This is a genomic window from Bowmanella pacifica, assembly GCF_014645355.1.
GTDB classification, from domain to species: Bacteria; Pseudomonadota; Gammaproteobacteria; order Enterobacterales; family Alteromonadaceae; genus Bowmanella; species Bowmanella pacifica.
Map to the genome: position 1 here is coordinate 177,087 of NZ_BMLS01000008.1, position 20,980 is coordinate 198,066.

Genomic DNA, 20,980 nt, shown 5'->3' on the forward strand with positions numbered 1-20,980 from the left:
TTAGGGGGAAGCATGCCAAAACGTAATGATCTACAAAGTATTCTGATTCTCGGCGCTGGCCCTATTGTTATCGGTCAGGCCTGTGAGTTTGACTATTCCGGTGCCCAGGCTTGTAAAGCCCTGCGCGAGGAAGGCTACCGGGTAATTCTGGTGAACTCCAACCCGGCGACTATCATGACCGACCCGGAAATGGCTGATGCCACTTATATCGAGCCGATTCACTGGGAAGTGGTTAAAAAGATTATTGAAAAAGAGCGTCCGGACGCGATTCTGCCTACCATGGGTGGCCAGACCGCACTGAACTGTGCGCTGGAGCTGGATAAGCACGGCGTACTGGCCGAGTTTGGGGTGGAAATGATCGGCGCCACGGCCGATGCCATCGACAAGGCGGAAGACCGTGAGCGTTTCGACCAGGCCATGAAGAGTATTGGTCTGGAATGCCCACGCGCCGAAATCGCCCACACCATGGAACAAGCTCACGATGTGCTGTCGCGCATTGGCTTCCCTTGTATTATTCGTCCGTCTTTCACTATGGGCGGTACCGGTGGTGGTATTGCTTACAACATCGACGAATTTGAAGAAATTTGTCGTCGTGGTCTGGATCTCTCCCCAACTAACGAACTGCTTATCGACGAATCTCTGATTGGTTGGAAAGAGTACGAAATGGAAGTGGTGCGGGACAAAAAAGACAACTGCATTATCGTTTGTACCATTGAAAACTTTGATCCTATGGGCATTCACACCGGTGATTCCATCACGGTGGCACCAGCGCAGACGCTGACCGACAAAGAATTCCAGATTATGCGCAATGCGGCCATGGCGGTACTGCGTGAAATCGGCGTAGAAACCGGCGGCTCCAACGTGCAGTTTGGTGTTGACCCCAAAACCGGTCGTATGGTGATTATCGAGATGAACCCCAGGGTATCTCGTTCATCTGCTCTGGCGTCTAAAGCGACGGGTTTCCCCATCGCCAAAGTGGCCGCTAAGCTGGCAGTGGGCTATACGCTGGATGAGCTGGCTAACGATATTACCGGCGGTCTGACCCCGGCCTCGTTTGAACCGGCTATTGACTATGTGGTTACTAAAATCCCACGCTTTAACTTTGAAAAATTCCCTGGCGCCAACGACCGTCTGACCACACAGATGAAGTCGGTAGGTGAGGTGATGGCCATTGGCCGTAACCAGCAGGAGTCTTTGCAAAAAGCCATTCGCGGTCTGGAAATCGGCTCCCACGGTTTTGACTCTGTGGTTGATATCAATGACCCGGAAGCCAAAACCAAAATTATCCGTGAGCTGCGTGAAGCCGGCGCTGAGCGTCTGTTCTACATTGCCGATGCTATGCGCATTGGTATGACGGTGGATGAGATCTTCGGTCTGACCAATATAGACCCTTGGTTCCTGGTACAAATTGAAGAGCTGGTGCAGCTTGAAATTGAAGTGACCGAACGCGGCCTGTCGGGCATAGACGAAGAGCTGATGCGTAAGCTTAAGCGCAAGGGCTTCTCTGATGCGCGTTTGGCAACCCTGACTAATGTAGCCGAAGAAGACGTGCGTGGTAACCGTCGTAATATGGGTATTGTGCCTGTGTATAAGCGGGTTGATACCTGTGCGGCAGAATTTGCTACCAGCACCGCTTACATGTACTCCAGCTACGATGAAGAATGTGAAGCTAACCCATCTAACCGTGACAAGATCATGGTATTGGGCGGTGGCCCAAACCGTATCGGTCAGGGTATCGAGTTCGACTACTGCTGCGTGCATGCGGCACTGGCCATGCGTGAAGACGGTTACGAAACCATTATGGTGAACTGTAACCCGGAAACCGTTTCTACCGACTACGACACCTCAGATCGTCTGTACTTCGAACCGGTCACACTGGAAGATGTACTGGAAATCGTCAGGGTAGAACAGCCCAAAGGCGTGATCGTGCAGTACGGTGGCCAAACCCCGCTGAAACTGGCCCGTGCCCTGGAAGCCAACGGTGTGCCTATTATCGGTACCAGCCCGGATGCCATTGACCGTGCAGAAGACCGAGAGCGTTTCCTGCAAATGGTGCATAAGCTGAATCTGAAACAGCCAGCCAATGCCACAGTAAGCAATGTTGAACAGGCGCTGGAGCAGGCAGAGCGTATCGGCTTCCCATTAGTGGTTCGTCCTTCCTATGTGTTGGGTGGTCGTGCCATGGAAATCGTTTACGACATTAAAGATCTGAAACGCTATCTGAATGAAGCCGTGAAAGTGTCTAACGACTCCCCGGTGCTGCTGGATCGCTTCCTGGATGACGCCATCGAAGTGGATATCGACGCTATTTGCGACGGTGAGAATGTGGTTATCGGCGGCATCATGGAACACATCGAGCAAGCCGGTGTTCACTCGGGTGACTCTGCCTGTTCGCTACCATCTTACAGCCTGGATGAAGCCATTCAGGACAAGATGCGCGCGCAGGTCAAGGCCATGGCGCTTGAATTGGGTGTTGTGGGCCTGATGAATACTCAGTTTGCGGTAAAAGATAATGAGGTGTACCTGATTGAGGTTAACCCTCGTGCAGCCCGCACCGTGCCTTTTGTATCCAAAGCCACCGGTGTCGCCCTGGCTAAGGTCGCGGCACGCGCCATGGTAGGACAAACCTTAGTGCAACAAGGTGTTACCAAGGAAATCATTCCGCCTTACTACTCGGTAAAAGAAGTGGTGATTCCTTTTGCTAAGTTCCACGGTGTAGATCCGCTACTCGGCCCCGAAATGCGCTCTACCGGTGAGGTAATGGGAGTAGGTGACAGCTTTGAAGAGGCGTATGCCAAGGCGAATCTGGGCGCCAGTGCTCCCTTGCCTAAGCGCGGTAAGGCCTTGTTGTCGGTGCGTGAAAACGACAAGCGTCGTCTGGTGGAATTGGCTCAGGCCATGCTGGCTAAAGGCTTTAAGCTGGAAGCCACCAAGGGAACGGCTCAGGTGATTACCGAGGCTGGTCTTGAGTGTGCTGTGGTGAACAAGCTGTCTGAAGGGCGTCCGAATATTGTCGACGCCATTAAAAATGGTGAGTACGTTTACATCATCAATACCACCGAAGGACGTCAGGCGATTAACGATTCTGTGTACATTCGTCGCGAAGCACTCTTGAATAAAGTGGCGTATACCACCACTATGAATGCAGCGTTTGCTACCATGCATGCCCAGGAAGCCGATGATCGGGCCCGGGTAAGCTCCGTACAGGAATTACACGAGAGAGTAAGTCGTTAATGCAACAGATACCCATGACAGCCAAGGGCGCACAGATGCTGCGCGAAGAGCTGAACCATCTGAAGTCGGTAAAACGTCCTCAGATTATCCAGGCCATAGCCGAAGCCCGTGAACACGGCGATCTTAAAGAGAACGCTGAGTACCATGCTGCTCGTGAGCAACAAGGGTTCTGCGAAGGGCGTATTCAGGATATTGAAGCCAAATTGTCTGTGGCACAGATTATTGATGTCACTAAGATGGCTAACAACGGCAAGGTGATTTTCGGTGCCACCGTGACTTTGCTGAATCTGGATACGGATAGCGAAATTACTTATCGCATCGTGGGCGATGATGAAGCGGATATCAAAAACAATCTGATCTCCGTGAATTCTCCTATTGCCCGCGGTCTGATTGGTAAGAGCCTGGATGACATTGTGCAAATTCAGACGCCTGCCGGTGTTGTGGAATATGAAATCATTGAGGTTGAGTACCTGTAACGCAGGGAAAAGCAGAAAGAAAAAAGGGCCGGTCGGCCCTTTTTTATTGCCTGCTTGTCAGGGCCGTTTACCTACTGGCACCATAATGTGCGCATAGGGGGTACCTTTCCACATTACATACGGGCCGCCGTAATAGGGATCGGTAGGTAATGCGTCCAGTAAGGCTTTGTCTGGCGTGATGATCATCAGGTGCGGGCCTTCCACTATCCATTGGTTGTCCATGGTTTCACCTTCAGCAAAAGGGTCGGTATTACTGGCGCCACCGTCTCCTGCCAACATATAGGAAATACCTATTCCTTTCGCTTCAAAGGGCTGCTTATTCATCCAGGCATGGGCCCAGGCCATCCAGTTATCATCCATGCACATTGGCGCGGTGCCTTGTAGTTGAGGCGGGGTGGGAAAGCAGATATAGCCACTGTTGCCTTGCTGCAAGACATTTTTGTCCCAGTCCATTACCGTCACCTTATCCCTCAGTGTGGGTGGGGCTGCATTCAGCGCATCTTCCAGCATGGCTTGTTGGTTATCTGATGCCGGACTTGCTGTGCTCACCATTATCATTAGCGTGGCGAGCGTTAAGGGGCGGATATTCATGGGGATTCCTCATGAACTGTCATCAGGGAAACTGAGGATCTTCAGTATAGTTCAAAGTTTGCTGGCAAGACGCGCTCCCATAAAGTCAGTATTATGGCAGCCTGACAATTGGGGAGATAAACCGTGCAAGCAAGCTTCTGGCAGCAAAAATGGCAAAACAACGAATTGGGGTTTCATTTACCCGAGCCCCATCCTAAGTTGGTCAGACATATTAAACGTTTAGGGCTAAAGCCCGGAGACAGGGTATTCCTGCCACTGTGTGGCAAGAGTTTGGATATTGCCTGGTTGCTTCAACAAGGCTTCAGGGTGGTTGGGGCTGAGTGGGTGCAGCAGGCGGTAGAGCAACTGTTTACTGAGCTTGATGTGGAACCTGTTATCAGTCGACAGGGAGAACTTCGTCGCTATAGTGCCCAGCAGCTGGATATTTTTGTCGGCGATATTTTTACTTTGGATGCAGAAACGTTGGGGGCAGTGGATGCGGTCTACGATAGGGCCGCTTTGGTGGCATTGCCTACAGATAAACGAGCTTTGTATAGCCGTCATCTGGCTACCATCAGCGGATGTGCCCCGCAGCTGCTCATTAGCTTTGAGTATGACCAGAGCCAGCTCAGTGGCCCCCCATTTTCTGTACCACCAGAGGAAGTGAGAGGCCATTATCAGGATATGTTTAGCCTTGAACTCTTGGAGTCAAAGGCCATTAAAGGTGGCCTGAAGGGCAAATGCCCGGCGGATGAGCAAGCCTGGCTGTTATCGGCTAAATCACAATGAAAGCGGGGGATATGGTGCTTGCAACCAACAGGTTGACTATCAGAGTATTGCATCCCCATGAATGGGAGCAGCAGCACGAATACGAGGTGCAGAACAAAGATCACCTCGCGCCTTGGGAGCCATTACGTGCGCCAGACTACTTTACTCCCGCACAATGCCAAGCGCGGATTGCCCAGCGTTTTGCTGATTATCAGGCTGGTTGCCAGCTGCCGCTGGTAGCATTTGAGCATCAGAGCGGGCAATTAGTCGCGCAGGCTTGCTTTAGCCAGATTGTGCGAGGGCCTTTCCAAGCCTGCTATTTGGGCTACTCGATAGATCATCGTTATCAAGGGCAGGGGCTAATGTATGAAATGCTCTCACCTTGTATTGAGTATATTTTCGGGGAGTTAACGCTAAATAGAATTATGGCTAATTATTTGCCGGACAATCAACGCAGTGCCCGTTTGTTGGCGCGTTTGGGTTTTGCCCAGGAAGGCCTGGCTAAACGCTATTTAAAGATTAATGGTCACTGGCGGGACCATGTTCTGATGGCCAAATTAAGCCCTTATCAGCAATAAAAAACGGCCCAATTGGGCCGTTTTCTGTTCATGCATAGGGGTTAAAGCTTGAACTCAACCACTTTACGGCCGAGTTTTTCCAGCTCAGGTTTAAGTGCTTTGGCGTCACCCACCACCACTGTCAGCATCTCGTCGAGCTTAAGGTGCTTGGCTGCCAGGGCATTGATTTCGGCTTGGCTGATGCCATCAACGATGGCCGAGCGCTCTTTGACAAAACTGGGTTTAAGATCAAATTCCAGGATCTGGGCCAGGAAACCCAGTTTGGCCCGCGGCGTTTCATACTTCAGGGCATCTTTTTGGTTGATGGCCAGACGCATAAAACTTAGCTCCTCGTCACTGATTCCCTTCTCGGCATACTGGCTTATCTCTTTGTAGAACTCTGCCAGAGCCGCTTGCGTGGCATCGGCTCGCACATCGGCAGAGGCCGAGAAAGTACCCGTGTATTGGTCTCCCCAGAAACCTGTCCAGGCCCCATAGGTATAGCCTTTGTCTTCCCGAAGGTTCATATTGATACGGCTGTTAAACGCCCCGCCCAGTGGGAAGTTCATCAAACCGGTGCGATAGAACTCGCCGGTGATATCTATAGGGAGCGCAGGCTTAGTGACCCGGATAGCGGATTGTGCCGCTTCGTCTTTATTCACCAGGTAAATAACACCCGGTTCGAACTGGGCCTGACCAATACTGGGAGCGCTCTGTGGTGCTTGTCCTTGCCAGGCTTTCAGCTTAGGCATGGCCGAGAATACCTCAGCCTTGTCCAGGCTGGACACCAATATCATCTCGCCGCCGGCGGGTTTAAACCAAGTGTTGTAGAAGGCTTTTACGTCATCCAGGCTGATGCTGGCTAATGTTTGCTCTGTGCCTCCATCAGGCAGTCCGGCAATGCTGTTGCCATACATCAGTTGTCTGGTGGCCTTGCTGGCCAGATAGCCGGCATCTTTTTGGGCGTTTTTCACCCCTTCGATGCGTTGCTTCTGAATACGGGCAAAGTCATCCTGCTTGAAAGCGGGTTCAAACAGGTATTCTTCCGCCAGCGCAAGGGTGGCCGGCAGGTTTTCACTCAGGCTGTTAACGAACACATACAGCGCTTCGTCTTTGGCTGATACACGAATACTGCTACCCAGTTTTTCCAACTCACGGGTCATCTGCTCACTACTGCGTGATTGGGTAGATTCGGTCAGCATGGCGGCCAAAATGCCTGCCACACCGGCTTTATCCAGACTTTGTTGGTAATTACCGCCACGAATCTTCAGCAGCAGAGATGTGGTGGGCGTTTCGTCATTGTGCGTACCAAGGACTTCGATACCGTTAGCCCAGTTTTCTTGCCAGTATTCGGGTACTGCTACTGCTGGATTTGCACCTGGAGTAGGACGAATCGAACGGTCAAAATCGTCCTTGGCTACCCTGACATGCAAGTCATCGGCAGTGGTAGTCGAAGGCCCCATTTCTAACGGCTTCGGCAGGGTGAAATTGTCCGGTGCCGCTACCAGTTGTGTCTGGCCTTTGGGCACCACACTCATGACCACAGAAGGTTTACCTTTAATGTAGCTGTTATACACCCGCATTACGTCTTCTTTGCTGACGCGTTTATAACGCTCCACCTGCTCGTTAATATAATTGGGATTGCCAAGCAAGGTCTCGTAATTGGCCAATTGTGCTACTTTGCCGTGTACAGATTGCAGGCCGAAGATCGCATCAGACAGCATTTCTGCTTTGATTTTTGCCAGGTCATCGTCGGTAACACCGCGCTGCTCAAATTCGGCCAGGCTGTTACGGATGACCGCTTCCATATCTGCCAGGTTTTTTCCCGCCGCAGGATGGGGCAGAGCATAGAGGGTAAACTGACAAGCCAGTTCAGAACAGCCATGGCTGGCCGCAGCCTGCACGGCTAATTGGCTTTTTACCAGGTTCTGATAAAGCAACGAGTTGTTGCCGGAACCAATAATTTGCATCAGCACATCCAGTGGCGCTTCATCCTCATGGAACAAATGTACTGTGGGGTAGGCGATATACACTAAGGGCAAATGTACATTGTCTTCCATGGAAATATAGCGGGTGTTGTCCAGGCTCACTTTAGGCTTGGCCATGGGCTCAACCTCAGGGCCGGCCGGGATAGAGCCAAAGTACTTCTCCACCAGTGCCAAGACCTCTTCGGCCTTAACGTCACCGCCTACGGTCAAGGTGGCATTATTCGGCCCGTACCAGCGCAGGAAGAAGGCTTTCAGGTCGTTGACGTTAACCCGGTTTAAATCATCCATCCAGCCAATCACTGGCCAGGAGTAGGGGTGCCCCTCGGGATAAAGCGCCTGAGCTACACGCTCGCCTAAACGCCCGTAGGGTTGATTGTCGATGCGTTGGCCCCGTTCGTTTTTAACGGTTTCACGCTGAATTTCAAATTTTTCTTGGGTTACGGCATCCAGTAAGAAACCCATGCGATCCGCTTCCAGCCACAGCATGGTTTCCAATTGGTTAACCGGTACGGTTTCAAAGTAATTAGTGCGATCCGAGTTGGTGGTACCGTTCATGGTGCCACCAGCCTCGGTAACAATCTTAAAATGCTCATCATCGGCGACGTTTTCAGAGCCCTGGAACATCATATGTTCAAAGAAATGGGCGAAGCCCGATTTACCCAGTTCTTCACGCGCGGACCCAACGTGATAGGTGACATCTACATGCACCAGCGGGTCGGAATGATCTTCATGCACAACAAGGGTCAAGCCGTTGGCTAGCTGGTATTTTTTGTAGGGAATTACCAACTGGTCGCCTTGCGCGCTCACTGTTTCGAGCAAGGTTGTGCTAGGAGTTTGCACCGGTTGGGTGCTGCTGCAAGCGCTTAGACCGGCGATGGTCAGCGCGATGACAAGTTTATTGAGTTTCACTTTTTATTTTTCCCGATTGTTTTTATCGTCCATGGCGCATTTCTGCGTAGGGCGCTTTTAGTGCAAGCCCCAAACTATGAAAATACTCTGTTCCATTTGCAATGACAAACTTGTTAGAAAGCGTTACAACTGTTTGTAAATTAATCAAAAAGCCCGTAGAGCCTGTTTATATGGCAGATTGCATTGTGGCTTGTGCCTGCAGTTTATCCAGTTGCTCGTGCACCCAAGTTAGGCTAGGGCGGTTTATCTCTAGCGTTTGCTCGGCTATATGGGCCGCTTGTTGCAGATAATGTTGGGATTGGGCGTTAAGTTCGGCTTGTAAACTGAGTTTAGCCAGCGCTACCAGCGGTTCATATTGAGCGGGATGGTCTTCACGAATTGAACGCCAGGCTGCGAGCGTTTTTTGTAAACCGGCCATGGCGTCTTGTGTTTCTCCCAATTTTTGTTGGATATTAGCCACCAGCAACGCGGTCTCCAGGGTTTTGGCATGCGCGTACCCCCACATTTCTGTCTCTGCTGCTAGCACACTGGTTGCTAGCTGCTTGGCTTGCTCAATTCTATTGGTCTGAAGGTACAAGTCAGCCAGTGAGCCCTGAGCCTGATAAAGCACGCCGTTTACCTCACTGACCAAAGGTGGCAAACCCGTTATTACCTCTTGTAACAGCGCTTCCGCGGCTATGAATTCGCCCTTTTGGAGTTGTACTCTGGCCAGACGATATTTAGCTTCATAGCTGTCCTGGTGGGCTTCTCCGTATATATTCAGGGTGCTTTGCAGATACTGATTGGCGTAGTCGATTGCCTTATCGTAGTTGCCCTGCATTTCCTGCAGGTGGCCAAGTCGGCCAAGGTTATAGACGGTTAGACTGTGCTGTTCACCTAGTACCTCCCGGCATCGTGCCAGACCCTGTTGGAAATAGTCGGCGGCCTGTGCGTAGTTCCACAGCGTCAAGTGGTCGGCGCCTAAACTGGTAATCGCCAGTAAAGTCACAATATTATCTTCGCCCAGTGCACGACGGGCCGTTTGTAACACCTGAAGGTGAATTTCTACGGCATCTTGTGAGCGTCCGGTGTCATTGTAGAATCCGCCCAGATTGGTCATTTGCCCCAAGGTGAATTCACTGTCGGGCCCGCGTACAATTTTGCTCAGTTCTACCGCTTCCTCCAGCAAAGGTAAACGTTCTGTATGTCGGTCAGCACGGCTGTAGCTATTGCTCAGTGACAACAGAACGTACAGCAAGCCTGTGTGGTCGCTGTTATTGTGAGCCCTGTGAATAGCCAGGGCCTTTTCCAAGTGAGCTATCGCGGGGAGTAGCACGCCAATCCGATAATAAATATCGCCAACTTCACGCCTGACCGCCGCTTCGATCAAAGGTTGCTTGGCCAGTGCGCTGCTTTCATCATCCAATTTGGCACTGGCACTATCCAGTACTTCGCGCAGACTGATTTCCCGACCTTGCGCCTCGGTGGGACGCAGCTTACTGAACATGGAGGTTAGAAAACGGCTGACGGCTTCTGACTTGCCTCGCTCCGTTTCGGCCTTATCGCGTTGTTGCTGAGCGATGTCGCGCTCAGCTTTAACTTGTACTGACTGTAACCAGATTGCCGCTGAAGCAACGCTAACCATGACCAGCAAAGTCATGCTCAGTGCACTGGCCAGCATATTACGGCGCAGGAATTTACCTGTTCGATACAGTAGCGAACTGGCGCGGGCTTTGACTGGTTTGTGATTCAGCACATTGTCGAGATCTTTACCCAGCTCCCAGACCGAGGCGTAGCGCAGTTCCGGTTCTTTGTTCAAGGCCTTTAGCAGGATGTTATCCAGGTCACCTGCCAGTTGACGGCTAAGCAATTTATCAGGCTCTGTATTATTTTCCGATACCTCCAATACTGCCTGACTCGGCGGGAGAGGAGTGGTTTCGAGGATAGACTTTTCTAAGGCATAAGGGGTGCTTTGGGCTTCAAATAAAGGCCTGTCGGTCAGGAGTTCATAAAACAACGCGCCCAGGGCGTACACATCGGTTGCCACGGTAACGGTATGCCCTTGAATCTGCTCTGGGCTGGCGTACAGTGGCGTCATGGCGCGTTCCTGGGTGCGGGTATCTATGCCCCACTGAGCATTCAATGTGTTGTCCAGCAGTTTGGCTATGCCGAAGTCCAGTAATTTAGGCTCGCCATCGGCCTGAACCAGGATATTGGATGGCTTAAAGTCGCGATGCACAATGAGCTTTTGGTGGGCGTATTGCACGGCCTGACACACTTTAATAAAGAGTTTCAGCTTGTCAGACAAGCTTGTGGCGCGTTGTTGACAATGCTGCTTGATATCCAAGCCTTGAACATACTCCATCACCAGATAGGGAAGTCCGTGTTCTGTGGTGCCCCCATCCAGCAACCTGGCGATATTGGGATGTTGCAATTGGGCCAGGATCTGGCGTTCGGTTTTGAACCGTTGTTGCATAGCCTGGCTGGCTTGTTGTCCGGTGCGAATCAGCTTAATGGCCACTTGCTGCTGGTATTGCTGATCGGCGCGCTCGGCCAGATAAACAGCGCCCATACCGCCTTCGGCCAGTGGCTTTACCAACAAGTACGGACCAAGCATCTGGCCACTGAGATCTTGTTCGGGGTTTAGGAATGCCTGCGCAGCTTGCAGCACCGGCGTTATCAGGGTGTCAGCATGGCCATCATGGACTAGAAGAGAGCAGACGGCGTCAATTAATGCCTGATCATCGCCGCACTGCTGCTGCAAAAAAGTCAATCGCTGATGTTCTGGGAGTTCTTGTGCCAGATGAAATAGCGTTTCTATGCGTTGCCAGTCGTTGTCCTTCATTTGCCACCCTGATGTTGTTCTTCTAGATGTGGTTTAAAAATGTACAGTAAGGGGGTAATAGTAGCCTATCTACTTGGTATATCAGTGATTATTTTATGGTGATGAGTGGTTCGTACTTACAGAGAGTTGTATGGGAATAGAAAGGTCACAGCATAAAAAAGGCCCCGTAGGGGGCCTTTGAGCTTACATATTAGGGTAATTGGGGCCGCCCGTGCCTTCCGGCACCACCCAGCGGATATTCTGGGTGGGATCCTTGATATCACAGGTTTTACAATGCACGCAGTTTTGCGCATTTATCTGCAGCTTGGGCCCTTCAGCTTCTTCGACTATTTCATAAACCCCGGCAGGGCAGTAACGTTGAGCGGGCTCATCGAAGCGGGCCAGATTAACGCTAATGGGGATTGTGTTGTCTTTTAGCTGCAAATGACAAGGCTGGTCTTCTTCATGGTTAGTGTTGGACAAAAACACCGAAGACAGCTTATCAAAACTCAATACACCATCAGGTTTAGGGTAGGTCAGCTTCTGACACTGACCCTTGTCTTTCAACTGTTCGTGATCCAATGTGTTGTCACGTAGAGTAACAGGCAGCTTTCCGCCAAACCAATTTTGCTCCAGGGTGTTAAAAGCGCCGCCCCAGAATGTGCCGAACTTGTGCATAGCTGGGCCGAAATTACGCGAACGGTAGAGTTCATCATATAGCCAGGAGGTACTGAGTTTCTCTGCATAGGCCTGTAGATCTTGGCCTTCACTACCTGATTTTATCGCGTCAAATAAGGTTTCGGCAGCGAGCATACCGGACTTCATGGCCGTATGGTTGCCCTTGATCTTAGCAAAGTTCAGGGTGCCAGCTTCGCAGCCTACCAGCAACCCGCCAGGGAAGGTCATTTTGGGCAGTGAGTTTAAACCGCCCTTGGTAATGGCGCGTGCGCCATAGGCCACACGTTTGCCACCTTGCAGATATTGTTTATATACCGGGTGGTGTTTAAGGCGCTGGAATTCATCAAAGGGGCTGAGATGAGGGTTGCTGTAGTTTAAATCCACAATCAAGCCCACCAGAACCTGACCGTTCTCGGCATGGTACAAATAACCTCCACCACTAGCTTCATTTAATGGCCAGCCGCCACTGTGCACTACCAGACCTTCCTGATGATTATCAGCAGGCACATCCCAGATTTCTTTAAAGCCAATGGCATAATGTTGTGGGGATTTGTCTTTGTCTAATGCGAATTTGGCAATCAGTTCTTTGCCCAAATGGCCGCGGCAGCCCTCAGCAAACACAGTGTACTTAGCGCGTAATTCCATACCCGGCATAAAGCCGTCCTTCGCTTCACCTTTGGCATCCAGACCCATATCGCCGGTTATCACTCCTTTGACTACATCGTCTTCGATAATCAAACTGGCGGCGGCAAAACCGGGGAAAATCTCTACACCCAGTTCCTCTGCCTGCTGAGCCAACCAGCGACAGACATTGCCCATGCTGACAATATAGTTGCCCTCATTGTGCATGGTCTTGGGGGTCATAAAGCCGGGAAGTTTGCTGCCACCTGCTTCGTTTTTAAGTAAATAGATATGATCTTCTTTAACTTGGGTGGTCAGCGGCGCCCCTTTCTCCTGCCAGTCAGGAAAAAGCTCGTTGAGGGCGCGCGGCTCGAACACGGCACCTGAGAGTATATGGGCACCGACCTCTGAGCCTTTTTCCACTACGCAGATCATCAGTTCCTGATTATGTTCACGGCTAAGCTGAGCAAGACGACAGGCGGTGGAAAGACCCGCAGGTCCGGCTCCGACAATAACGACGTCAAATTCCATCGATTCTCTTTCCACTACAGACTCCTCAAAGTTACTTGTTACTGGTCTATGCTTGCTCTGAAGCAATAGCTAAAGGCGTTGGCTATAGCTGTTCTAGGTTAATAAAGTATCAGCCCAGGATTAATTTGTTGTAAATTTATCTGCCCGCGGCAAAGGGTAGTGTTGGTTGACGTTTACGTCAACAGGAAGTACATTTTTGCCATAAACGGAATGCTCCCACCCCGAGGGGCAACACAGGAATTGCCCTGTATCCTCAAATGAAGGTGTCAAGATGAAGATATTAGTGCCAGTTAAACGCGCCATTGACTATAACGTCAAGGTGCGGGTGAAGTCGGATCAATCCGGTGTGGACCTTGCCAATACTAAAATGGCCATTAACCCATTCTGTGAAATTGCCGTAGAAGAAGCGGTGCGCTTGAAAGAACAGGGTGTTGCCACTGAGATAGTGGCGGTGTCTATCGGTGATAAAGCCTGCCAGGAACAAATTCGTACCGCGTTGGCGTTAGGCGCCGACCGTGGTCTGCATATTGAAACCGAGCAATCCTTGGAATCACTGCAAGTGGCCAAGCTGCTGCAAAAAGTGGTGGAAGCCGAGCAGCCGCAATTGGTGATTCTGGGTAAACAGAGCATAGATTCAGACAATAACCAAACCGGCCAGATGTTGGCTGCCTTATGTGGTCTGCCGCAAGGTACCTTTGCCTCTAAAGTGGAAATTAACGGTGACAAGGTCAATGTTACTCGCGAAGTGGATGGTGGCTTGCAAACTGTAGCGTTGGCTTTGCCGGCCGTAGTGACCACAGATTTACGTTTAAACGAGCCCCGTTATGCCTCATTGCCGAATATTATGAAGGCCAAGCGTAAGCCGCTGGATGTCAAAGCCGCGGCGGATTTTGGCGTGGAACTGACATCCAAGGTTAAGCTGCTCAAAGTGGAAGCGCCTGCACAGCGTCAAGGCGGCGTGAAGGTGGCTGATGTGGCCGAGCTGGTGGCAAAACTGAAAAACGAAGCGAAGGTGATCTAATGGCGATTCTGGTATACGTAGAACATGATAATGCGCACCTGAAGGCAGAAAACCTTAAGTTGGTGGATGCGGCCACAAAAATGGGCAGCGAGCTGCACTTATTGGTGGCCGGTTACCAGTGTCAGGATGTGGCTCAGCAAGCGGCAACACTGGCTGGCGTGAGTAAAGTGTTGGTGGCCGATGATGCGGCTTATCAGCACCAGCTTGCTGAAAATATCGGTGAACTGGTTACCGAGCTTGGACGTGATTACAGCCATATCCTGGCCGCGGCCACTACCACGGGTAAAAACTTTATGCCCCGGGTGGCAGCGCTACTGGATGTTGCGCAAATCTCCGACATTATCAACGTAGAAAGTGCCGATACCTTTGTGCGCCCCATTTATGCCGGTAACGCAATTGCTACTGTGCAAAGTGAAGATGCGATCAAGGTTATCACAGTACGCACCAGTGCGTTTGATGCCGTTGAACAAAGCGGTAGCGCTGCGCTAGAAGCCATTAGCCTTAACAAAGCCAATAACTTAAGTGCTTTTGTGGGGGCGGAGCTGACCAAGTCTGAGCGTCCAGAGCTGACCGCGGCACGCGTGGTGATTTCCGGTGGTCGTGGTATGCAAAATGGCGACAACTTTAAGTTGTTGGAAGGCATTGCCGATAAGCTCGGCGCGGCTATTGGCGCGTCTCGTGCGGCGGTAGATGCGGGCTTTGTACCTAATGATATGCAGGTGGGACAAACCGGCAAGATTGTCGCCCCAGAACTGTATATTGCGGTGGGTATTTCCGGTGCCATTCAGCATCTGGCGGGCATGAAGGACTCTAAAGTCATTGTGGCTATTAACAAAGACGAAGAAGCGCCTATTTTCCAGATTGCCGACTACGGTCTGGTAGGGGATTTGTTCCAGATCCTGCCCGAACTGGAAGCGAGTCTGTAACCCAACCGGGGTGCTATAAAACCCGGTTCTTCTCATTGCGAGAGGACCGGGTTTTTCATTTTGCGTGTAACCGGACGATTTACTCAAATAGTCCGGTAGAGCTTCGCACGTCTGAATCAATCCAACGTACCTTGTAGTATGGTCTGAGCACTTCAAACTGTTGATGCTTTGCTGTTTGAGGAGAGTAGACTCGAATGCTGTATGACCACCAAACTCCCTTATCTGCTTTTAGCCACAGGAGTTGTTGTGTATCTCTGTGGGTGGATATCGCTTTAAGATGAGATTGTCCTTCTAACACCGGATGCGGCTGCAGTTTATGACTCCCAGCCTCGTACTGCCACGCGGTATTGTCGGTAGATACATGAAAAGAGTCTGTTGTGGGAATTAACGCCAGATCATGTCCACCTCCTTCACCCAAGGCAATGGTTTTTACCAACCTAAGTCCCGGCGTATCACTTTGTATATCGGTAAATGTGAAGATACGGATGTCTTTATAGGCAAGGGCGATAAGCTGCTGACGTTCTGCATCCCAATGCACGCCATGTCCGGCTGGCAGAGGCGAGGTGTCTATTATGTCTCCGGTTTTACCATTGAAAATAACTAACTTATCGCTACCGTAAGAGCCTGCGACCGCGATTTTATTTCCAGGAAGCAGTTCGGCCGAGTGAGCATTGCGCACTTTGCCTATGTAGGTAAATTTCTTGTCTTTTCTGTCAATGATCCCCACACCATCATCTGATGACGTGACGAGGATTCGGTCGCCGCCATCAAATGGCTTGCACTCATCCAGCGTATTGAATTGCTTAGCAATTTCAGGTTTCTTGGGGAAGCCTTCGTATTCGTTCCGAATAAAAGCCCAGGTTTCCTTTAATGCCTCGCCGTTGTATTCAAATATAGACAGATTTTGCCAGCCACATGCCAGTAGCTGTAGGGGAGGGGTTGCGTTAGCTTGAGCTATCATCGGAAACATGAAAAATAGCAAAGCCTTACCAGCCCGCATGAGATTTAGTTTTACTCTATTGATTGACATGCACTTACACTTATATGTTGTTTAGTAAAAGTAGCGGCCCACTCGTTTGAATGGGCCGATTGATTTTGATTAGAATTGGGCCCTGAGCCCGAGGGAGATTTGTGTACCAAATCTTTCAAGATAGTTAACTTGATTCTCTACTTCGGCATAGCCCCAGTAACGCTCATTGGTTAAGTTGCTGGCTTCGATAAAGGCGGTCACAGTATCATTGATTTGATAGCTGGCGCTGGCATCAAGTTGCCCGTAGTCGCTGATCCAAATGGCACCATCAGTGCCACTTTCCTGCGATTTATATTCATCGCGCCAGTTATAGGCGATACGAGCCTGAAAACCATGCTGTTCATAGTAGAACACGGCGTTGTATGAGTTTTCCGACATGCCGTCTAGGGGGGGCGCGTTTTCAGCGTCATAGTCAGCGTCGACGTAGGTGTAGTTTAGCTGAAAGCCAAATCCGCTGAGGTTCTCGGGTAACCAGGCGTCCAGGGATTGCTGCCAGCCGAATTCCATGCCAGAGAGCGTAACGCCATCGTCATTGTTTTGTGGCTGGTTGGACAGATAATCAACCTTGCCGATGGTAACGGGCACATTGCTTTGCTGATAAATGTAAGAAGTTACATCCTTGACAAAAACGCCCACCGTAGCGGCACTGCTGTCTCCAAAATACCACTCCAGCGCTAAGTCGGCCTGATTGGCTTTTTCTGGCTTCAGGTTGGGGTTCCCGCGACTGATTTTCACGTCCTGACTGTTAAATGTAGGCTCAGAAGCCATGGCCCGCATGTCATAAAGATTAGGGCGGCTAAGTACCTTGGCCGCAGATGCGCGCAGGAGGAGGTCATCTTGTAGGTAGAGCTTAAAGTTAACACTGGGGAGAACATCAGTGTAGTCGTTGCTAAACTCAACCTGAGTCACGGCTTTCCAGTCGTCATTCAATGGTTGTCCGTTGGCATCGAGATTAATTGCCAACAGATCCTGACTGTTTCCCGTTGAGGTCAACTCAGTCCGGCTGACCTTTAAGCCCAGGTTTAGGGTATAAGGCAGGCCGGCAATTTCTTGCTCTATGTCACCCTGAATATACAAGTTGATAATTTCTTCTTCAATGCCATAGCTGGAGCCAGGTCTGAAGCTTGGAAGTATATTGTTGGCGGCTTCGGCATTAACCGAGCGGTAGTAATCGATGAGTTTGCCGGCGTCTACACTTGGCCACGGGTTCGGTGTGAGGCTATTTTCGCCATCCATGAAGTTATCAAAATCTGCTGAGTTAAATATGTCGGCAGGAAGGCTTAATTGGTACAAGTTGCCGATAGAAAAGGCATGGTCTTTGTCATAGGTAAAGCCATCTCTGTCCAGCACAAGTTGGTCGGTGCCGCTGCTCCAGAAGCTGAACTGACTGGGGTTACTGGACGAATAAGCATCTTGTTGCTTATCTTGCTTAACGTAGTTAATACCGGTTTCAACACGGGTGAACCAGTCATCGACAGGTGAGTATTCCGCGGCTAATTTGATGTCTGTGACTTTGCTGGTTACATCTGTACCGTTTAGTCTGCTGTAGTGGGCACCGTAACGGTCCCCTGTGGTGTTACCTGGTGTCACACTAACATCGGGCAGCTTGTTTCCTTGTCTATGGTCAAACAGTATTGTGTTACCAAAGGAACGTGTAACAATGAAGGCATTGTCGCCTTTATTCTTGTTCTTTGCCTCTGAGTAAGCGGCATCAGCAACAAGAGTTAGGGCATCGTTCACATGCCATGTCCCTTGCAATCCTAATTGGTAGGTATCCGTTTTCCTTGGCGTCGTCTGGTTAATATATTCCAGAATACTGTTGTCCCCAGATTGCTCAATCAGGTCTACCCGGCCATCACTATTTTGATGGAACTGAGTTATTTCAGGAGGCCCTGGTCGCCAGGATGCACCATAGCTGCTGAAGCCAATTTTAGATTTCTTTCCGTCGGTGTTATATCTGGAATAGAGCAAGTCAGCGCTAAGCTCCAGGTCGTCGACAGGGCGCCACTGAAAGGCCAGGGTGCCACCTAAGCGTTCCCTTTCATCCTGAGCGTTAGCCAGGTACATGTATGTGGGGATATCTGAGGCAAAAATCTCATTCTCGTCATACAGTCCATTTTGATCCAGGTCTGCCGCCAGGCCATATTTGTTCGGAAAACGTTCATCGTTATTGGATAAGCCAAAAGGTTGGTCTTCCTGGTAGAAGTGACTACCTTCAAAGGTATCTGACCTTAAGGTTTTATTGGAGTAGGTAACCGAAAACAGCACACCGAGGCTTTCGTCTGCATTTTTACTTCCCAGGATGAGTGAGGCCTGGGGATTGGTTTCTTCGCTGCGAGATTCATAGATCCCTTTAACGGAGCCGGCAATGGTCGTGTCTTCCATATTCAGTGGCTTGCGGGTTTCAATATTGACCACTGAGCCTATACCGCCATCGGTTAGACGGGCTTCAGGTGACTTGTGAACACTTAAGGCGCCAACAAGCTCAGATGCGATGGTGTCGAAATTGAAGTCCCTTGCCGTGCTTTCGGAAGCCAACTTACGTCCATTTAACGTTGTGACATTATAGCGACCTGACAGGCCTCGTACGGAAATCTTCTGACCTTCACCATTATTACGGCTTATGGTTACGCCCGGTACACGTTGCAAGGCTTCGGCGAGGTTTTCGTCCGGAAACTTACCAATATCGTCTGCGACAATTACATCAACGACGCCTACTGCTTGCTCCTTTATGGATAGTGATTCATTAATGCTGCTGCGAATACCTAGCACCCTGACTTCTTCAATATAACCTTCTGTATCGGCGGCGGATGCTTCAGCGTGGACATAACTGACTGTGCTTACACAGGCAAGTGCGATGGCTAGCGGGGTACGTTTAAAATGTCTGACCTTCATAGATAATTCTCTTTGTAATATGCACAGTTCCCTGCAGACGAATCGACAAGCGTATTAAATCGCCGGTCCTCGCTACAACAAGGCTGCTATGGCATAGGGTGTGCTCAATAAAGCGATCCATGCTGACATATCCACTTCGTAAGTTAACGAAAGTGGTGTTTTATTTTGTTTTAGGTGTGTTTCAGTTTTATTTTATTTTTATTAAGAGTGTTTCTGGGTGAAACCTAGCTTATTTACGCACGGCATCGAGAAGCGCAGCCTGGCTTGGTGTTTATCTGAAAACGCATTGGCAAAAGGAGGGATGTGCGCATGAGCTTTGTAAGGAATAAATGTGTATTTGTTGTTTTTACTTTGGAATATATTATTTGAATATTTCTTGAACTCCTTTTCTGTCAACAACATAATGGCTCGGCATCTGTACTAAAAAACATAAGAAATCATCACTTTGCTACACGACTAGATGTAGGCAACGTGCAACAAAGAATAAGGAGACAGAGGGCATGGGAACCGTTAAAACGTTCAGGTTGTTGAGTTTGGCGATAGGCTTGTCGGCGATGAGTTGGCAGGGCGTAGGCGCTGAGCAATCAGTGCCAAGGCTAGAGACCATTCAGCAACAGATTGATGCCGGTGAGTTCACAGCAAGCAAAGTGCTTATTGAGCAACTTTTGGCGTCAGCACACTCGCTTTCCCCTGAGCAGCATAACGCCTTTGCCTTTGAATTGGAGCGTATGGGTCGCATTGAGCGCGACTTCCCTTACGATTTTGCTGCATTGCTCAAAAATGTGCGTCGCTATATTCCACAAGCGACTGAGCAGGACGTGCAAGCCTGGTTAGCCCAGAATGTTATCGAGTCCATGCTGATTGATGGGGAAATGCGCTACTTCAAAAGTTCCGGTTATAACCTGATGCATTTAAGCCCGGCAGCGCTGGCCAGACACAAAGAAGTCAATCCACAAGCCAGTTACGACAAACCTTATCCGCTGTATCAGGTGCATCCCCATCACAGTGATGTACTGAGCGGCAAGGATAAACCTGTGCGCTTTGAAATTGAGTACAAGTTAACCGTCAATGCCGATGCGATACCTGCGGGGGAACTGCTTAAGGCCTGGCTTCCTTATCCTAAACCTATCGAAGGACGTCAGTATAATATTGAGCTGGTGAGCAGTACCCCTGATGTGGTTAGCCTTGCCCCGGCAGATACGGCGCAAAGAACCGCTTATTTTGAAGCGCCTGCCAAAGCAGGCGAGAAAACCGCGTTTTCGATCCGCTACCGTTATACCGCCAAAGCCTGGCAGCAGCCTATTGAACCAGAAAAAGTGGTGCCACTGACCCAGCCTGAACCTTATCAAGAGTATCTGGCTGAGCGCTTACCCCATATTCAGTTCAGCGATGAACTAAGACAATTATCGGCACGTATCGTTGGCGATGAAACCAACCCTTACCGTATCGCGCAAAAATTGTTTGCCTGGGTTGATACCATTCCCTGGGCCACCGCCCGTGAGTACTCTACTATTCGTAATTTGTCAGAGTATGCCGCCACCACAGGTCACGCTGATTGTGGCCAGCAAACCATGTTGCTGATGACCTTGCTACGTATGAACGGTATTCCCAGTCGCTGGGAGTCAGGATGGGAATTTTCCGACAGCGACTTTGACACTATGCATGACTGGGGGCAGTTTTATCTGGCGCCTTATGGTTGGTTGCCCATGGATGTAACGCACGGGGTGTTGAATAGCGACCAGTCTGAACTGGCTTGGTTTTATCTGGGGGGGATTGACGCCTATCGCTTAATTTTCAATAGCGATTATTCGCAGTCCTTCGTGCCACAAAAGCAACACTTTAGGTCTGAAACTCTGGATTCACAGCGCGGCGAAGTAGAGTGGCAGGGGGGCAATCTGTATTTTGACCAGTGGCGTTATTCCATGACCTGGAAGGTCGTGGATTCGGAGTAACTCTGCTTGTTTTAAGCGGTT

General features: G+C 50.2%; 13 protein-coding genes. 7 read left to right on the forward strand and 6 right to left on the reverse strand.

What is annotated here, in order from left to right:
* Positions 1 to 12: 12 nt before the first annotated feature.
* The gene (gene carB, locus IEX02_RS18870; protein ID WP_188698918.1) at positions 13 to 3,234 is read left to right on the forward strand and encodes a carbamoyl-phosphate synthase large subunit; all 3,222 of its coding nucleotides are present in this window, start codon (positions 13 to 15) and stop codon (positions 3,232 to 3,234) included.
* Complete coding sequence (gene greA, locus IEX02_RS18875; RefSeq protein WP_188698920.1) at positions 3,234 to 3,710, forward strand: transcription elongation factor GreA; 477 nt, start codon at positions 3,234 to 3,236, stop codon at positions 3,708 to 3,710. The genes carB and greA overlap by 1 nt, the downstream gene beginning before the upstream one ends.
* Positions 3,711 to 3,767: 57 nt before the next feature.
* Here the strand turns inward: greA and IEX02_RS18880 are convergent, their stop codons facing one another.
* Positions 3,768 to 4,301 carry a hypothetical protein gene (locus IEX02_RS18880; RefSeq protein ID WP_188698922.1) on the reverse strand — a complete coding sequence of 178 codons (534 nt, stop codon included), beginning with the start codon at positions 4,299 to 4,301 and terminating at the stop codon, positions 3,768 to 3,770.
* A gap of 123 nt (positions 4,302 to 4,424) precedes the next feature.
* Between IEX02_RS18880 and tmpT the strand changes: the two genes are divergently transcribed.
* Together tmpT and IEX02_RS18890 are read left to right on the forward strand one after the other, a co-directional pair.
* Entirely contained in the window at positions 4,425 to 5,069 is a 645-nt protein-coding gene (gene tmpT, locus IEX02_RS18885; protein WP_188698924.1) for a thiopurine S-methyltransferase, read from the forward strand.
* 11 nt (positions 5,070 to 5,080) lie between these two features.
* Complete coding sequence (locus IEX02_RS18890) at positions 5,081 to 5,626, forward strand: GNAT family N-acetyltransferase (protein WP_188698927.1); 546 nt, start codon at positions 5,081 to 5,083, stop codon at positions 5,624 to 5,626.
* Positions 5,627 to 5,667: 41 nt separating this feature from the next.
* Here IEX02_RS18890 and IEX02_RS18895 read toward each other — a convergent pair whose 3' ends face one another.
* The 3 genes from IEX02_RS18895 to IEX02_RS18905 form a co-directional block, all read right to left on the reverse strand.
* Positions 5,668 to 8,502, reverse strand: coding sequence for a M16 family metallopeptidase (locus tag IEX02_RS18895; protein WP_188698928.1), 2,835 nt, complete (start codon positions 8,500 to 8,502; stop codon positions 5,668 to 5,670).
* A gap of 166 nt (positions 8,503 to 8,668) precedes the next feature.
* Positions 8,669 to 11,326, reverse strand: a complete 2,658-nt coding sequence (locus IEX02_RS18900; protein ID WP_188698930.1) for a serine/threonine-protein kinase — start codon at positions 11,324 to 11,326, stop codon at positions 8,669 to 8,671.
* A gap of 183 nt (positions 11,327 to 11,509) precedes the next feature.
* The gene (locus tag IEX02_RS18905) at positions 11,510 to 13,150 is read right to left on the reverse strand and encodes an electron transfer flavoprotein-ubiquinone oxidoreductase (RefSeq protein WP_229702293.1); all 1,641 of its coding nucleotides are present in this window, start codon (positions 13,148 to 13,150) and stop codon (positions 11,510 to 11,512) included.
* Positions 13,151 to 13,406: 256 nt separating this feature from the next.
* Here IEX02_RS18905 and IEX02_RS18910 point away from each other — a divergent pair, with 256 nt between their 5' ends.
* Both IEX02_RS18910 and IEX02_RS18915 read left to right on the forward strand, forming a co-directional pair.
* Entirely contained in the window at positions 13,407 to 14,156 is a 750-nt protein-coding gene (locus IEX02_RS18910; protein WP_188698932.1) for an electron transfer flavoprotein subunit beta/FixA family protein, read from the forward strand.
* On the forward strand, positions 14,156 to 15,082 hold the full coding sequence (locus IEX02_RS18915) for an electron transfer flavoprotein subunit alpha/FixB family protein (protein ID WP_188698934.1): 927 nt from the start codon (positions 14,156 to 14,158) through the stop codon (positions 15,080 to 15,082). The genes IEX02_RS18910 and IEX02_RS18915 overlap by 1 nt, the downstream gene beginning before the upstream one ends.
* 79 nt (positions 15,083 to 15,161) lie before the next feature.
* Here IEX02_RS18915 and IEX02_RS18920 read toward each other — a convergent pair whose 3' ends face one another.
* Positions 15,162 to 16,112: a DUF6528 family protein gene (locus IEX02_RS18920; RefSeq protein ID WP_188698937.1), complete on the reverse strand. Its 951-nt coding sequence runs from the start codon at positions 16,110 to 16,112 to the stop codon at positions 15,162 to 15,164.
* Between the two features lie 69 nt (positions 16,113 to 16,181).
* Complete coding sequence (locus tag IEX02_RS18925; RefSeq protein ID WP_188698939.1) at positions 16,182 to 19,007, reverse strand: TonB-dependent receptor; 2,826 nt, start codon at positions 19,005 to 19,007, stop codon at positions 16,182 to 16,184.
* Between the two features lie 500 nt (positions 19,008 to 19,507).
* On the opposite strand from IEX02_RS18925, the gene IEX02_RS18930 reads away from it, so the two are divergent.
* Positions 19,508 to 20,959, forward strand: coding sequence for a transglutaminase-like domain-containing protein (locus IEX02_RS18930; RefSeq protein ID WP_188698941.1), 1,452 nt, complete (start codon positions 19,508 to 19,510; stop codon positions 20,957 to 20,959).
* Positions 20,960 to 20,980 lie beyond the last annotated feature (21 nt).

Excerpts from the sequence above, each read along its gene's own strand:
- IEX02_RS18920 (WP_188698937.1), bottom strand. The coding sequence starts at position 16,112 with ATGTCAATCAATAGAGTAAAACTAAATCTCATGCGGGCTGGTAAGGCT.
- IEX02_RS18890 (WP_188698927.1), top strand. The coding sequence starts at position 5,081 with ATGGTGCTTGCAACCAACAGGTTGACTATCAGAGTATTGCATCCCCAT.
- greA (WP_188698920.1), top strand. The coding sequence starts at position 3,234 with ATGCAACAGATACCCATGACAGCCAAGGGCGCACAGATGCTGCGCGAA.
- IEX02_RS18880 (WP_188698922.1), bottom strand. The coding sequence starts at position 4,301 with ATGAATATCCGCCCCTTAACGCTCGCCACGCTAATGATAATGGTGAGC.
- carB (WP_188698918.1), top strand. The coding sequence starts at position 13 with ATGCCAAAACGTAATGATCTACAAAGTATTCTGATTCTCGGCGCTGGC.
- IEX02_RS18915 (WP_188698934.1), top strand. The coding sequence starts at position 14,156 with ATGGCGATTCTGGTATACGTAGAACATGATAATGCGCACCTGAAGGCA.
- IEX02_RS18900 (WP_188698930.1), bottom strand. The coding sequence starts at position 11,326 with ATGAAGGACAACGACTGGCAACGCATAGAAACGCTATTTCATCTGGCA.
- IEX02_RS18910 (WP_188698932.1), top strand. The coding sequence starts at position 13,407 with ATGAAGATATTAGTGCCAGTTAAACGCGCCATTGACTATAACGTCAAG.
- IEX02_RS18930 (WP_188698941.1), top strand. The coding sequence starts at position 19,508 with ATGGGAACCGTTAAAACGTTCAGGTTGTTGAGTTTGGCGATAGGCTTG.
- IEX02_RS18925 (WP_188698939.1), bottom strand. The coding sequence starts at position 19,007 with ATGAAGGTCAGACATTTTAAACGTACCCCGCTAGCCATCGCACTTGCC.